Below are 14,588 nucleotides of genomic sequence, written 5' to 3' on the forward strand. Positions count from 1 at the left end.
GACAAAAAGCTCATGCGCTACATCCGCCAATACAACAAGCAGGCCGCCCCGTTGAAGTGGAAGTACTCCGATCCAACTCGACGCATCCGGTGCAATTCATCCGGTTCAATGGACTAGTGATTCGGTACCGGGAATCCGGCGCGGCTGGACTGACGTCGCGCGATGACCAGCATGGGTCGGAACGGGCCGCGCTGCGCCCGCTTCATCGTTTTGCGGCGGCGCCGGGGCCGAACGGCGGACGGGCGAGCCAGACGACCGCGATCACCGCGAGATACACGCAGCCGAGTGCGAACGAAACGTCGTTGAACGAGATCTGGTACGCCTGTGCGTCGACCAGGTTGCTCAGCAGCGTGGCCGCGCGTTGCGGATCGCCACCGCCGAGCCGGGCGACTTCCGCGCGCACGGCCGGATCGAACGCGCTCACGTGCTCGCTGAGCTGTGCGTGATGCAGGATCGCGCGCCGGTCCCACAGGAACGACGTGATCGACACCGCGAAGCTCGCGCCGAGCGTGCGCAGGAACGTCGACAGGCCGGAGCCGGCGGCGATCTCGTCCGGCTTCAGGTCGGACAGCAGGATGCTGTTGATCGGCATGATGAACAGCGCGAGGCCGAGGCCCTGCAGCAGCTGGATCAGCGCGATGTGCGTGAAGTCGATGTCGGGCACGAAGCCCGCACGCAGGAACGACGACGTGCCGAGGATCGCGAATGCGCAGCACACGAGCACGCGCATGTTGAAGCGTGGCGCGTACTTGCCCATGAACGGCGTCATCAGCACCGGGATCACGCCCATCGGCGCGACCGCGAGCCCGGCCCAGAATGCCGTGTAGCCGAGTGTGCGCTGCAGCCACTGCGGCACGATCACGTTGACCGCGAAGAATGCCGAATACGCGAGCACGAGCGTCAGCGTGCCGGCCGCGAAGTTGCGGTGCGCGAAGAGCCGCAGGTTCACGATCGGATTCGGCTCGTTGAGCTCCCAGATCAGGAACAGCGCGATGCCGAACGCGGCGACCACCGACATCACGACGATGAACGTCGAGTTGAACCAGTCGGCTTCGTTGCCTTTGTCGAGCACGATCTGCAGCGCGCCGACGCCGACGATCAGCGCGGCGAGGCCGACATAGTCGACGCGCGCGGCAACCGTCGTCTCGACGCGCGCACGCATCTGCGCGAACACGCACATCGCGGCGAACACGCCGATCGGCAGGTTGATCAGGAACGCCCAGCGCCACGCGTAATGCTCGGTGACCCAGCCGCCGAACACGGGCCCCGCGATCGGCGCGACGACGGTGACCATCGCGATCATCGACAGCGCGAAGCCGCGTCGCTGCGGCGGGTAGATCGACAGCATCAGCGCCTGCGTGGTCGGGATCATCGGCCCCGCGACCAGGCCCTGCAGCGCGCGGAACGCGACGAGCTGCGGCAGGTTCTGCGCGAGGCCGCACAACAGCGACGCGAACGTGAACGCGAGCGTCGCCCACACGAACAGCCGCACCTGCCCGACGCGCTTGACGAGAAACCCGGTCAGCGGCAGCGCGATCGCGTTGCTGACCGAGAACGTCGTGACGACCCACGCGCTCTGCGTCGTGCTCACGCCGAAGTTGCCGGCGATCGTCGGCAGCGACACGTTCGCGACGGTGCCGTCCAGCACCTGCATGAAGACCGCGAGCGCGAGGCCGAAGGTCGTCAGCCCGACGCTCGACGGACGAAAGCCGCTGTCGGCGGCCGCCATCGGGCCGCTCATCGCACGGCCTCCGCACGCGCTGCCGCCGGCAGGTTCGCATGGATGACGTCGGCGATCAGGCTGTCGGCACGCGCGAGCTCGTCGCGGTACACGTCGGTGTGGAATACCGGCGCGCGCTGCTCGCGATGCGACAGCATCGCACCGCCGCGGTCGTGCTGGTCGACGCGTGCGTGCATCGACAGGCCGATGCGCAGCGGATGCGCGTCGAGCTGCGCCGGGTCGGTCAGTTCGATGCGGACCGGCAGCCGCTGCACGATCTTGATCCAGTTGCCGGTCGCGTTCTGCGCGGGCAGCAGCGAGAACGCGCTGCCGGTGCCGATGCCCAGGCTCTGCACGCGGCCGGTGTAGCGCACCGCGTCGCCGTACAGGTCGGCGGTCAGTTCGACCGGCTGCCCGATACGCATGTGCTCGAGCTGCTTCTCGGTGAAGTTCGCGTCGACCCACAGCTCGCGCAGCGGCACGATCGCAAGCAGCGGCACGCCGGGCGACACGCGCTGCCCGACCTGCACCGTGCGTTTCGCGACATAGCCGGTGACGGGCGTGACGACGTCGGTGCGCGCACGCGCAAGGTAGGCGGCCCGCAGCCGTTCGGCCGCGGCCTGCACGTCCGGGTGTGACGCGACCGCGGTGTCGTCGATCAGCGCCTTGCTCGTCTGGTGCTGCTCGCTCAACGTCGCCAGCGCGCTCTGCGCCGCCGCGTATGCGCTTTGCGCGGACGTCAGCGTGTCGCGTGCATGCGCGAGTTCCTCGCGTGAAATCGCGCCGGTGCGGCCGAGATCCTCGCGGCGGCTGTAGTCGGCCTTCGCCTTGTCGAGCGCGGTGCGGCGCGTGTCGAGTTCGGCGCGTGCGCCGTCGATGCTGTTCGCGAGCCCGCGCTCGTTGCTGTACAGGCCGCGCACCTTGCGCACCGTTGCCGCGAGATCGGCCTGCGCGGTCGCGAGCGCGATCTGCGCGTCGCTCGGGTCGAGACGGACGAGCGGCGTGCCGGCGCGTACGAGGTTGCCGTCGTCCGCGTCGATCGACACGACGGTGCCCGTCACCTGCGGCGTCAGCTCGACGACGTTGCCTTGCGCGTACGCATTGTCGGTGGATTCGTACCAGCGTCCGACGATCGCGTACCAGATGCCCCAGCCGATGATGCCGAGCGCGAACACGGCAACCAGCGCGCGCACCAGATGCTTGCGCCGCGCAGGCGGTGGCGGCGGCGTCGCGGGCGCGCCACCGCCCGGTGCCGGTTGCGTGCGGGCATCGGGCCCGCCCGGCGCGCGCGGCGTCGTGGTGTGGTCGGCCGCCGGCTGCTGGCGGGCGCTGGCGGGATCGGCGGCGGCCGGTCGCGCGGGGGTTTGCAGGGAGTTGTCGCTGCTCATGGTTCGATGTCAAGGACGTTGGGAAGGAGTGGCGGCAAGCCTGGCGTCGTCCGGCTCGGCGCGGAAGCCGCCGCCGAGCGCGGCGGCGAGCTGCAGCGACTGGTCCGCGCGCTGCGCGCGCAGCGCGGCGACCTCGCGGCTCGCGACCAGCAGTTGCTGGCGCACGACGAGCGCGTCGAGGTAGCTGCCGACGCCGGCCCGGTAGCGCGCGTCCGCGAGCCGCCACGCATCGGTGGCGGAGTCGAACGCACGCTGCTGGGCATCCGTCTGCACGGCCAGCGAATGCAGCCGGTGCAGATCGTCGGCCACCTCGCCGATCGCACCGATCAGCGTCTTGTTGTAGCCGGCGACCGCGAGGTCGTATTGCGCGTCGCGCCGGCGCAGCACGCCGCGCCGTTCACCGCCGTCGAAGATCGGCAGGCTCACGGCCGGGCTGGCGTTGTAGGTGCGCGACGCGGCCTGGAACAGCGAGGCGCCGCCGCGCGTCGCGAGCCCGATCAGCGCGGTGAGACTGACGTTGGGCAGGAAATCCGCACGAGCGGCCGCGACGTTGCGGCTGGCTGCCTCGACTCGCCAGCGCGCGGCGACGAGATCGGCGCGCCGGCCGAGCAGCGCGGCAGGCAGGTCGGCCGGCACCGCGAGCGCGTCGGCCGGCAGCGGCGCGGGCCGCACGAGCGCGAGGCCGCGATCGGGGCCCGCGCCGAGCAGGATCGCGAGCGCGATGCGCGCGCTGTCGATCGCCTGCGCGGCGCGGGCCTGCTCGCGCGTCGCGGCCGCGACTTCGCTTTCCGCCTGACGCTGCTGCGCGACGTTGTCGATGCCTTTCGTGACGCGCTGGCGCGTGAGCGTGAGCGCTTCGTCGGCCCGTTCGTATTCGGCCCGTGCGACGTCCTGCTGATCGAATGCGTACGCGAGATTGACGTAGGTGCGCGCAACGTTGACCGACAGCAGCACGCGCGCGGCCTGCGCATCGACCTGCGCGGCGCGTGCTTCGCCGAGCGCGGCTTCCCACGCGGCGCGGCGGCCGCCCCACAGATCGAGATCCCAGCTCAGGCCGAGATTGATCTCGCGCGTGTGGCTGAAGAAGCCGCCGCCCTCGGCCGACGAATACTGGGTGCCGGACAGCCGCTCGGCCTTCGCGCTCGCGCGGCCGACGAGGTGCGGCAGCCGCGCGGCCTGCGCCTCGATCACCAGCGCCTGCGCTTCTCGTGCGCGCGCATCGGCGGTCGCGAGATCGGGGTTGCCGGCGAGCGCTTCGTCGATCAGCGCACTCAGTTGCGCATCGTTCAGCGTGCGCCACCAGTCCGCGGCCGGCCAGTCGGCGGCCGGTGCGTGCGCGAGGCTGCGCGATGCGGCGAGCGTATCGGCGCCGCGCAGCGTGCCGGCCGGCGCGAGCCCGTCGCGGCTCGCGCATGCGCCGAGCACGACGAGCGCCGCGGCGACGGCGATTCGCGACATGACGCGCAGTGCGCCGGCATCGCGTGTCCAGGGAGCAAGTGCTGCATGCATCGCGTTCCTCTGCTTCGTATCGGTTTGAACACGACACGCATTGTTGGACGCCCCCGGACAAAGCTGATAATGTTGTTTAGACAAAAAATAATGAATTCCGGCCATGCCCATCCGAGACGTTTCTCCACCGCGCACCGCGAAGCGCGCCGACTCCGATCCGAGCGAGCGTGACGACGGCCCGTCGCTGATCGCCGTCTGGGGCGAGGACGACGGCGGCAACACATACCGGCTCGGCACCCGCGAGGTCGACTGGCACAGCCATCTGCGCGGCCAGGTGTTCTGCGTGGAAAGCGGTTTCGCGCACGTGCGCACCCCGCATGGTTCGTGGCTGCTGCCGCCGCATCGCGCGGGCTGGATTCCGCCGGGCGAGCAGCACAAGGTCAGCATCAGCGGCGCGTTGAGCGGCTGGAGCGTCGTGATCGCGCCTGCCGCGAGCCGGCGGATGCCGGGCCAGCCGTGCGTGATCGCGATCACCGAACTGATGCGCGCGCTCGTGCGGCGCGCGGTGTCGTGGGCCGATCAGGATCGGCTCGATATGGAGCAGGCGCGCATCAGCGTCGTGCTGCTCGACGAGATGCGCCGTGCGCCGCACGAGCCGCTGCATCTGCCGATGCCGCGCGACCGGCGGCTGCTGCGCATCGCCAACGCGATCCTCGGGCAGCCGCACGACAGCCGCACGCTCGAAGCGTGGGCCGAATGGGCCGGGTTGTCCGCCCGCACGCTGAGCCGGCTGTTCGTCGCGGAAACCGGCACGAGCTTCGCGCAATGGCGTCAGCAGGCGCGCCTGACGCATGCGCTCGAACGGCTTGCGAACGGCGACAGCGTCGCCAACATCGCCGACGCGCTGGGCTACGCGACGCCGAGCAACTTCATCGCGATGTTCCGCCGCGCATTCGGCGATTCGCCCGCGCACTACTTCGCGAAGCGCAGGCAGCCATAGCGCAGTGCCGCTCTGCCCCGCCCCTATCACCCCTGCCAGTACAGTACCGGCGTCGACGTCGCTATAGTCGCCGTGCGACCGGCCGGTCGGTCGCTCAATGTGACTTGTGGAGGGTGTCGATGTCGAATGCCGTTGGGTCGGACCATACGCCGATCGTCTCCGAGCAGCAGCTCGCCGATCATCTGGCTGCCGGCTGCAAGCCGGCCGCGCAATTCCGGATCGGTACCGAGCACGAGAAGTTCGTCGTCGCGCGTGCGACGCATGCAGCCGCGCCTTACGACGGGCCGTCGGGGATCGCCGCGGTGCTCGCGCGGCTGCAAGGCGACGGGACGCCGATCGTCGATGCCGGACGGATCGTCGGCGTGATCCAGCGCGACGGCGCCGCGATTTCGCTCGAGCCGGCCGGCCAGCTCGAACTGTCGGGCGCGCCGCTCGCCACGCTGCACGACACGCACGCCGAGCTGCGCACCTTGCCGCGGCCCGCGACGCGTGCGAGCCGCTCGGCCTGCGCTGCGCGCCGCTGGGTTTTCATCCTCACCTTGCGCGCGCGGCGCTGCCGTGGATGCCGAAGCAGCGTTACGGGATCATGCAGCGCTATATGCCGCGCGTCGGCACGCGCGGGCTTGACATGATGCAGCGCACCTGCACCGTGCAGGTCAATCTCGATTTCGTGTCGGAAAGCGACATGGCGCGCAAGATGCGCGTGTCGCTCGCGCTGCAGCCCGTTGCAACCGCGCTGTTCGCGAATTCGCCGTTCTCCGACGGCCGGCCGACCGGCCTGCTGTCGACGCGCGCACACACGTGGCTCGATACCGACGAGGATCGCTGCGGGGCGCCGGCGCTGTTCCTGTCGCGCAGCTTCGGCTTCGAGCGCTACGTGAGCTGGCTGCTCGACAACGTGCCGATGTATTTCGTGCGGCGCGGCGATCGCTACACGGATGCGACCGGCTGGACGTTCCGCGATTTCATGCGACGCCGCATTCCGCACCTCGAGGGCGACACGCCGACGCTCGGCGATTTCGCCGACCATCTGACGACGGTCTTCACCGAAGTGCGGCTGAAGCGGTATCTCGAGATGCGCGGCGCCGATGCGGGCTCGCCGGCGATGATGGTCGCGCTGTCCGCGTTCTGGACCGGCCTGCTGTACGATCCGGGCGCGCTGTCGGAGGCCGAGACGCTGGCCGCCGCGATCGACCGCGGCGTCCTGCTGACCTTGCGGCGCGACGTGCCGCGCGTCGGGCTCGGCGCATCGGTCGACGGCCGCCCGTTGCGGGCGCTCGCGGCCGATGCGCTGGCGATCGCGCATCGCGGCCTGCGCGCGCGGGCGCGCAGGGATGCGGCCGGCCGCGACGAATCCGTGTATCTCGCGCCGCTCGACGAGATCGTCGCCGGTGCGCCGACCCAGGCCGAGCACTGGCTCGCCCGCTATCGCGACGCGTGGGCCGGCGACGCGACGCGGATCTATGACGAAGCCGAAATCTGACCGTGCCGCGCCGGGCCGCTCACGCGCAGCACGCGAGCAGCGGCTCGTGCGCGAACTCGATGTCCGGCGCCGGCGCATGGCCTCGCCGCCGCGCACGCACCGCGTGCGCGAGCGTCTCGAGAAGCTGCGCGGTATCGGCGAACGACAGGCACGCATCGGTGATGCTCTGCCCGTAGCGCAGCGGCATGCCGGGCACCAAATCCTGGCGCCCTTCGATCAGGTTCGACTCGATCAGCACGCCGACGATGCGCGTGTCGCCGGCCGCGACCTGCGCGGCAACGGCCGCGCCGACGCCCAGTTGATTGCGGAACTGGCGGCGGCTGTTGCCGTGGCTGACATCGATCATCACGCGCGGCGCGCGATGCGCGGCCGCCATGCGCTCGCATGCGCCATTCACGGCGGCCGCGTCGAAGTTCGGTTCGCGGCCGCCGCGCAGCACGACGTGCGTATGCGGATTGCCGGGCGACGCCGTCGCGCATAGCCGGCCGCCCGCATCGACCGACAGGAAGCGATGCGCTCGCGCTGCCGCGCACATCGCATCGACGGCCACCTGGACGTTGCCGTCGGTGCCGTTCTTGAAGCCGATCGGAATCGGCAGCGACGACGCCAGCTCGCGATGCACCTGCGATTCGACGGTGCGTGCGCCGATTGCGCCCCACGCGACCAGGTCCGCCAGATAGTGCGGCGACAGCGGATCGAGAAACTCGGTCGCCGCCGGCATCTCTGCCCCGTTGATGTCGCACAGCAGCGTGCGGGCCGTATGCAGCCCCGCGTCGATCCGTTCGCTGCCATCCAGCAGCGGGTCGTTGATGAGCCCTTTCCAGCCCACCGTCGTGCGCGGTTTCTCGAAGTACACGCGCATCACGATTTCCAGCTCGTCCGCGAAGCGCGCGCGTTGCAGCGCGAGCCGCGCCGCGTAGTCGCGCGCCGCGGCCGGGTCGTGCACCGAGCACGGGCCGGCGATGACCACGAGACGGTCATCCTTGCCGTTCAACACGTCGACGATCGCGCGGCGAGCCGCATGAACCGTGCGCGACGCGCGCAACGCAGGCCGCAGCGCGCCGGCCAGATCCGCGGGGGACGGCAAATGCAGCACGGCGTCACGGTTTGCCGTCCAGGTATTCGCATGCATGGGGACTGCCCTCCTGTCGATAATTCGGTGGATTTTTTACTACAGCGCGACTGTATTGAATGGTTCTTTCCATGCGCAACTAACATAGTTTCCAGTTTCTAATTCATAACCTTATGAATGACAGAAATAAGGGGCGCTCCGGTTGTAGGGGTATTGGCTTTTCTTATTTTTGAGATAAAAGTCAGGATTGATTCTGGATTTTTAATGAAGAATCCCGGAGCCATTTTTCGGGTCGACTTCAAGGAGTTGATGATCTTCCGCGGTGTTTCGCTATTTGTTCTGATAGTGGCGCCCTGATAGGCGTTCGATTAATTTTCAGATTCCTGATGGGCCAATCAGGATCAAATATATAAATCAACCCAGTCCTTGCGGAGAATCACCATGTCTAAGCGTCATTACGAAACGCCCATTCACGTCAAGTATCGTGATACGGACTCGATGGGGCATGTGAGCAGTCCCGTCTATTACGACTATCTGCAGCATTCGTACCTCAGCTACATGTTCGATCTCCTCGGCCTGCCGCGGAGCGAGAAGCTGCCGCACATCATGGTGAAGACGCAGTGCGAGTACCTTGCGCCGGCGCAATTCGGCGACAACCTGACGATCCGGTCGAGCATCGTGCGCTTCGGCAGCAAGAGCTTCGAGCTCGAACAACTGATGGAGCGCGACGACCAGACCATCGTCGCGCGTGGTATGTCGACGCACGTGATGTTCGATTACGCGAGCAACACGACGCAGGCCGTACCCGACGAGTTCAAGGCACGCGTGCTCGAATTCCAGGGTTCGCTGTGATGCGTGCGCGCCATCTCGGGAGCGACACGTGAGCGCCGTGGTGGCGCGCGCCAGGCGCCGGATCGGCGCGATCGTCATCGTCCGCCATGCCGCGCAGGCGTTGCTCGAGCCGGCCGCGCTCGAGCGACACCGCGCGCTCGTCAATCGTCACGAGGATGAACTCGAGGTGCTGCTGCAGCCATGCGGGGGCGCGCACGACGGCGTACGGCCGCTGCTCGGGCGGCTGCGGGATGCCGGCGTGGTCGTCGCGCTCGATGCGGCGACGCTCGCTCATGACGCGTCGCTGCTCGAGTTCGCGAGCTGGGTCACGCAGTGCGCGACGCCCGGCGACACGGCGGAGCCGCACGATGATGCAACCGTGCCGGGCGGCGGGCTGTTCTGCGGCCTGGTCGTGCGATGGCGCGACCTGCGCAACGGGTGGCGGCGGCCCGAACGCGACGAGGCGCCCGAGCGCACGCCGCAAACCATCGCGGCGGATGCGGCCGAGCACATCGCGGCCGGCGATCCGGACGGGCTGGTGCTCGGCGCGCTGCTCGACGCCGACGACGCAGCCACCGGCGCGGCGCTCGACACGCTGTCGGACGCGGTGCGCGCGCGGCGGATCTGTGCGGCGACGCGGGCCGGCTGGCCGCTCGCGCGGCGCCTATGAGCGCTGTCGTCGCGGCGACCCACGCGCGTGCGCTGCCCGCACGCGCGTTCCTGGTCGGCATGATGGGCGCAGGCAAGTCGACGCTCGGCCTCGCGCTTGCGGCGTCGCTCGGCTGGACGTTTGTCGACAGCGACGACGAGATCGAGCGGCGCACCGGACGTTCTGTCGCCGTGCTGTTCGATCGGGTGGGCGAAGGCGGTTTTCGTCTGCTCGAAGCGCAAATCGTCGACGAATTGACGCAGCGCCCGAACGTCGTCCTGGCGACCGGCGGGGGCGCGGTGCTGAATCCGCGCAACCGCGCGCGCCTGAACGAGCGCGGCTGCGTGATCTACCTGCATGCGGATCCGGATGCGCTGTGGCGCCGCATGCGCGATGACACGCGCCGGCCGCTGCTGCAGGTGGCTGACCCGCGGCAAACGCTCGCCGCGCTGTACCGCTTGCGCGACCCGCTGTATCGCGAATGCGCGCATGCGTTCGTCGATACGACTTCGAAGGGTGTCGCGCGCGCGACGGCCGATGTGTTGACGTTGCTGCTGGCACGGGTCAGCGCGCCGGATTGAGGGCGTGCACGACGCATGTTCGCTTCCCTGCCCTCGGTTCGACGGCGAGAAGCTGAAGGCGCGCCGGACGTTGGGCATCGGACGCGTTTTCGAAACGACGAGTTTGGATTTTCAATCGTGCTGTTGTGATAAGAAAAGTTATCCAGACGTCAGCATCGCTTTATCAAACTGCGTGTTCCGCGGCAGACGAATCGGCTCCTCACACGACGAATCCGCAGGCATCGCCGGAGCAACGCGCGCCGCACGGCTGGCTACGTCACGCTCACCGAAGCCGACGTGCCGGAAATGCTCGCGCTGACCACGGCCGCGCAGCCCGGCCCGTTCGGCCCGCGCACGTTCGAGCTCGGCCATTACATCGGCATTCGCAGTGAAGGCAGGCTGGCCGCAATGGCCGGCGAGCGGATGCAGGTCGACGGGTATACGGAGATCAGCGCCATCTGCGTGGATGTCGCGTTCCGGCGGCAAGGGCTGGCGGCGCGTCTGATGCGGTCGTTGATGGCGGAGATCGATGCGCGCGCGGAAACACCTTTCCTGCACGTCCTCACGTCTAACCAGGTTGCGATCGAGTGCTATCTCTCACTCGGTTTCGTCGTCCGCCGCGAGATGCACCTGCTGGTGCTGGGCGACGAGCATGCATGACGACGCGGCCGGTGCGATGCACATGCCGGCCGTTGATGGTTCGGGCGTTCATTCGTCGGTCGACCGGATCAGGTTGCCGTGCAGCGTGACGATCGCCTTCTGCATCTTTGCGAATTCGTCCGGCTTCAACCCGGCGGCTTCGACCGGCTTCATGTCGAGCCCCTTCTCGCGCACGCGGCGGCCGCGCTTCGTGAGGCGGACGAATACCCGGCGTTCCGGACGCGTGATCATCGTGTTCGATGAACCGGCGCGCAGTCAGCCCGCCCAGCGGCGCTTGCCGGTCTGCATGCGGCTGACCGACAGCAGCGTGCATGGCACCGGATGCGCGATTTCGGTCGCGAACCCGCCTGCGGCAAACAGCAGGATCGTCAGCCAGCGTTTCACGCGTCCTCCACGACCGAGAGGCTCGCGCCGTCGGCGACCATTGCATCGAGCGCATACGGATCGATACCTTCGAGGCAGCCGAGGTTGACGCGCCAGCAGGCGGGGTCCATGCGTGTCTGATGGAACGGATAGATGCCGCAATGGCTGCAGAAATAGTGATGGGCCGTGCGTGTGTTGAATTGGTAGCACGTCAGCGCGCCCTCGCCTTCGACGATCTTCAGTTCGCTTGCGGCGAACATCGGGCTCATCAGCGCGCCGCGCCGGCGGCACAGGCTGCAGTTGCAGCGAACCGCCGGCGTCACGGCCGCTCTGACTTCGAATCTGACGGCCCCGCAATGGCAGGACCCTTTGAACCAGGTTGCAGACATGGTGGATTCCCGAAGAGGTCATGCCTGCTTTATAGCGGACGCCCGAAGCTGCGTTGTATCGCAATGTATCCGCCGTTCGTGCAGATACAGAACATTGCAAATCGGCGGCGGACGGCGGCGGACGGGACCGTATGGAAGCGGCGATCGGGGTGCGGTCACCGATCGCGGCATCTGCCTGCGGCTCGCCGCCCGCGGATCGTCCGATCAAGCCGGAACGTGCTGCATCCGCTCGATCGCCGCCCGTGCTTCGCGTTCGAAACGGGTGCGATGGCGGCCTGCAAGAGCGCGAACAGTCTGTCGCACATGGACGCGATGCTTTGCCAGGGGATACTGCACTTACCGTTTTGGCCCTACAATGCGCAGGCGACGAAACCGCATGATCGGCCGTCAGGGTGCCGCGTTCATCGAACGCAGCGTCCGACATTCAAGCGGTTTCGCTGAATAACGAACAACATCCAACCCGCACACATGAAAAGAAGAACGTTTCTCGCGCTGCCCGCCGCGGCAGCGGCCGGCCTGCTCGCCGGTTGCTCCAATTTCGGTCCCGTCACCAAGGCGTGGATGGAGGATTCGAAATACGACGAAACCTTGTCGACGTTCCTGATTACCGCCGACCACAAGCAACTCGTCGTGCTCGGCAGCAAGTATCACTACATCTTCGACATGCCGCCGGGCCTTGCGACGGTGCTCAACGCACCCTATCGTCCCCAGATCGACACGGCGTTCGACGATTTCGAGGCGCATAGCGACACGATCGCCGGCCAGTACACGATGAGGCTGGACTACTCGGATGCGCCGACCGGCTCCGACGTGCGCGAGCGTGCGCTCGCGGACGGTTTCAAGCGAGACGGTGCCTACCTGACGTTGGAAGGCAAGATCAGCGGCAAGCGCTATCTGCCGAACGATGTCACGCCGTCGTCGGTTCCGCAGGCGTTCAATCATCCGTACCATGTCAAGGTGACGGAGAAGCTGGGGGCTGTCGGCAAGGGCGCCAAACTCGCGTTGTCGCCGATCACGATGGCGGCCGATGGCGCGCTGGGCCTGCTCGGCTTCGCCCTGTTCCCGATCGCGTTCACCACATTCATCATCGTGGCGAGTTAAGGCTGGAAACCAAGATGAAATCCCCTGCCCGAAACCTGCTTCGGATCGGCTGCGTGGCTGCCTGCCTGGCGTTCGCGCAACACGCCGTCGCCGAAAGCGACTGGGATGCCGCCCGGCATGTCCGTACCGACTGGGTGTTCGCGTCGATGAAGGAAAGCGACGTGCGGCCCACGCTCGATCGCGCACTGAAGGACCAGGCGCGCTGGGCCGGCCTGCCCGGCAACGCACCCGATACCGGCGCGTTCCAATGCACGAAGCTTGCATTGCCGCCGCCATCGGCCGAAGCGCAGGCCGCGTTCGACGCGGCGCCGTCGCCGCGCGGTCGCGACGCCGACAAGGCGTACGCGAAGGCCGCGTCGCTCGGTTCGTGGCGCGCGGCCGCGCGGCTGGCGAGCAGTTCGCTCGACGACGAGGATTGGGAAGGCGCGCAGCCGGCGATTGCATGGCTGCTCGTTCATCACGTGCCGGCCGGCTACAACAAGCTCGCGGATGTCCTGCAGGCGATGTCGGGCTACGACGGCGAAACGCCCGGCGAGGGCATGAGCGGGATGATCGCGTCGCTGCGCTGGCGCGCGGCGCGCGAAGGCGATCCGGTCGCGCAGATGGAGATGGCCGATCTGTTCGAGAAGCTCGGCAAGGCCGATCTCGTCACCGCGCTGCGCGCTTGCGCGACGCAGCAGAATCCGGCGCTGAAATGAAGCGAGCCGGTATGCCGCGCTGATGTGCGGCGTACCGGCTCGTGTTGTGACGTTGTCGCGTCAGGCTTCGTACCGCACTGCGTGCGCTTCGGTCCGCAGCGGCGGATCCCAGCGCAGCAGCATCGCTTCGAGCGCGCGGTTCGTCAGCGACGTGTCGCGCCGCGCGTTGCGACGCAACAGTGCCGCGCGCGGCTGTTCGAGGTAGACGAGCGTCATGTCGGCGCCGTACGCAAACAGCAGGTCGAGCGTCTTCTTGCGCATCTGCGGCGACAGGTTCGTCGCATTCCACACGAACGGTTTCTGTGCGCGCAACAGCGCCTTCGCGGCGTCGACCGCATGGTGCGCGACGGCACCCTCGTTCTGCCCGTGACGCAGCCCCAATGCATCGCGCGCATCGTCGAACGACACGACCGGCAGATCCGGACGATGCCGCGCAACCCACGTGTTTTTGCCCGACGCGGGCAGGCCCGACATCACGACGACCTACGAGCCCGGCGGACGGAACAGCGGATAGTCGGGATGCACGTCTGCGCCACGGAAGTAGCTGAGCGCGGTATGCGCATCGGCGAACGCGCGCGGCTGGCCGTAACAGCCTTCTTCCCTCGCCAGTTCACGCAACAGTTCGATGTTGTCGAGCACGCGCTGCGTATCGGCGCAGATGCGCCCGCGAATATCGGCTTCGGCGAGCAGGCACAGCAACGGCAGGCTGACCTGCCACGACAGCTCGCGCGCGATGAACTCGGGTGTGCCGCGGCGCGATCCGCTCATCGCGAAGAACGGCACCTGGTGCACGGCGATCATCCGGCAGATCGCCTCGCGCACCGCGAACGGCACGCCGGCATCCCACAAGGCGATCCGCGCGTCGATCGCACCCTTGCGCGAGTGGCCGGGATGGCCGATTGCGCCGGTGACGGGATCGACGACCGTCGTACTGTGCTTCGCGATGTCGTGCAGCAGCGCGGCCAGGAACACGATTTCCTGGTCCGCGCGCGACGCGGCCTGGTACTCGGGCAGCGCGAGCAGCGCATCGATCACCATCATCGTATGCGTCCACACGTCGCCTTCGCCGTGGTGCGCGGGCTCCTACGGCGTCGTTTTTGCGTGTTCGAGCGCGGGAAACGCCGCGAGACACGCGCGGTAGTCCAGCTGCCGGCCGGGTACAGGCACGAGTGCCTGAAGTTGTTTGTACTTCATGATCAAGACTCCTCTCGAAACGGCGCACGGC

At 67.9% G+C, this 14,588-nt stretch carries 13 protein-coding genes and 4 pseudogenes; 9 read left to right on the plus strand and 8 right to left on the minus strand.

The features are described from left to right. Nucleotides 1–117 (plus strand): annotated as a pseudogene (locus HWX36_RS37310) (IS630 family transposase); the annotation flags it as partial. Between the two features lie 85 nt (nucleotides 118–202). Here the strand turns inward: HWX36_RS37310 and HWX36_RS23575 are convergent. Genes HWX36_RS23575 through HWX36_RS23585 form a run of 3 tightly spaced genes read right to left on the minus strand, consistent with a single transcriptional unit; the run spans nucleotide 203 to nucleotide 4,566 of the window. Continuing rightward, the gene (locus tag HWX36_RS23575; RefSeq protein ID WP_175955254.1) at nucleotides 203–1,741 is read right to left on the minus strand and encodes a DHA2 family efflux MFS transporter permease subunit; all 1,539 of its coding nucleotides are present in this window, start codon (nucleotides 1,739–1,741) and stop codon (nucleotides 203–205) included. Then, entirely contained in the window at nucleotides 1,738–3,108 is a 1,371-nt protein-coding gene (locus HWX36_RS23580) for an HlyD family efflux transporter periplasmic adaptor subunit (protein ID WP_175955256.1), read from the minus strand. The genes HWX36_RS23575 and HWX36_RS23580 overlap by 4 nt, the downstream gene beginning before the upstream one ends. 9 nt (nucleotides 3,109–3,117) lie before the next feature. After that, a complete protein-coding gene (locus tag HWX36_RS23585; protein ID WP_244136501.1) occupies nucleotides 3,118–4,566 on the minus strand; it encodes an efflux transporter outer membrane subunit in 1,449 nt (482 codons plus the stop codon). Between the two features lie 154 nt (nucleotides 4,567–4,720). Here HWX36_RS23585 and HWX36_RS23590 point away from each other — a divergent pair, with 154 nt between their 5' ends. Both HWX36_RS23590 and HWX36_RS23595 read left to right on the plus strand, forming a co-directional pair. Beyond that, a complete protein-coding gene (locus HWX36_RS23590) occupies nucleotides 4,721–5,557 on the plus strand; it encodes a helix-turn-helix transcriptional regulator (protein ID WP_175955260.1) in 837 nt (278 codons plus the stop codon). A gap of 106 nt (nucleotides 5,558–5,663) precedes the next feature. After that, nucleotides 5,664–7,040, plus strand: a complete 1,377-nt coding sequence (locus HWX36_RS23595; protein ID WP_208457821.1) for a glutamate-cysteine ligase family protein — start codon at nucleotides 5,664–5,666, stop codon at nucleotides 7,038–7,040. Between the two features lie 19 nt (nucleotides 7,041–7,059). Here HWX36_RS23595 and HWX36_RS23600 read toward each other — a convergent pair whose 3' ends face one another. Next, on the minus strand, nucleotides 7,060–8,172 hold the full coding sequence (locus tag HWX36_RS23600) for a 3-deoxy-7-phosphoheptulonate synthase (RefSeq protein WP_175955262.1): 1,113 nt from the start codon (nucleotides 8,170–8,172) through the stop codon (nucleotides 7,060–7,062). A 381-nt stretch (nucleotides 8,173–8,553) separates the two neighbouring features. On the opposite strand from HWX36_RS23600, the gene HWX36_RS23605 reads away from it, so the two are divergent. The 4 genes and pseudogenes from HWX36_RS23605 to HWX36_RS23620 all read left to right on the plus strand — a co-directional run. Beyond that, entirely contained in the window at nucleotides 8,554–8,964 is a 411-nt protein-coding gene (locus HWX36_RS23605) for an acyl-CoA thioesterase (protein WP_175955264.1), read from the plus strand. Nucleotides 8,965–8,992: 28 nt separating this feature from the next. Continuing rightward, nucleotides 8,993–9,613: a hypothetical protein gene (locus tag HWX36_RS23610; RefSeq protein WP_175955266.1), complete on the plus strand. Its 621-nt coding sequence runs from the start codon at nucleotides 8,993–8,995 to the stop codon at nucleotides 9,611–9,613. Beyond that, the gene (locus HWX36_RS23615; protein WP_175955268.1) at nucleotides 9,610–10,173 is read left to right on the plus strand and encodes a shikimate kinase; all 564 of its coding nucleotides are present in this window, start codon (nucleotides 9,610–9,612) and stop codon (nucleotides 10,171–10,173) included. The genes HWX36_RS23610 and HWX36_RS23615 overlap by 4 nt, the downstream gene beginning before the upstream one ends. Nucleotides 10,174–10,440: 267 nt before the next feature. Next, nucleotides 10,441–10,812 (plus strand): annotated as a pseudogene (locus HWX36_RS23620) (GNAT family N-acetyltransferase); the annotation flags it as partial. A gap of 48 nt (nucleotides 10,813–10,860) precedes the next feature. Here HWX36_RS23620 and HWX36_RS23625 read toward each other — a convergent pair. From HWX36_RS23625 to HWX36_RS23630, 3 genes and pseudogenes are all read right to left on the minus strand, one after another. Continuing rightward, a pseudogene (locus HWX36_RS23625) lies at nucleotides 10,861–11,028 on the minus strand (MarR family transcriptional regulator); the annotation flags it as partial. 39 nt (nucleotides 11,029–11,067) lie between these two features. After that, complete coding sequence (locus HWX36_RS37680) at nucleotides 11,068–11,196, minus strand: hypothetical protein (protein ID WP_279613396.1); 129 nt, start codon at nucleotides 11,194–11,196, stop codon at nucleotides 11,068–11,070. After that, nucleotides 11,193–11,564, minus strand: coding sequence for a GFA family protein (locus HWX36_RS23630; protein ID WP_175955270.1), 372 nt, complete (start codon nucleotides 11,562–11,564; stop codon nucleotides 11,193–11,195). The genes HWX36_RS37680 and HWX36_RS23630 overlap by 4 nt, the downstream gene beginning before the upstream one ends. A 468-nt stretch (nucleotides 11,565–12,032) precedes the next feature. On the opposite strand from HWX36_RS23630, the gene HWX36_RS23635 reads away from it, so the two are divergent. After that, entirely contained in the window at nucleotides 12,033–12,665 is a 633-nt protein-coding gene (locus tag HWX36_RS23635; protein WP_175955272.1) for a 5-formyltetrahydrofolate cyclo-ligase, read from the plus strand. Between the two features lie 14 nt (nucleotides 12,666–12,679). After that, nucleotides 12,680–13,363, plus strand: coding sequence for a hypothetical protein (locus HWX36_RS23640; protein WP_175955274.1), 684 nt, complete (start codon nucleotides 12,680–12,682; stop codon nucleotides 13,361–13,363). Nucleotides 13,364–13,423: 60 nt separating this feature from the next. Here the strand turns inward: HWX36_RS23640 and HWX36_RS23645 are convergent. Next, nucleotides 13,424–14,557: pseudogene (locus HWX36_RS23645) on the minus strand (AAA family ATPase). Between the last annotated feature and the right edge of the window lie 31 nt (nucleotides 14,558–14,588).

This window comes from Burkholderia sp. BCC0405 (assembly GCF_902833075.1).
Classification (GTDB): domain Bacteria; phylum Pseudomonadota; class Gammaproteobacteria; order Burkholderiales; family Burkholderiaceae; genus Burkholderia.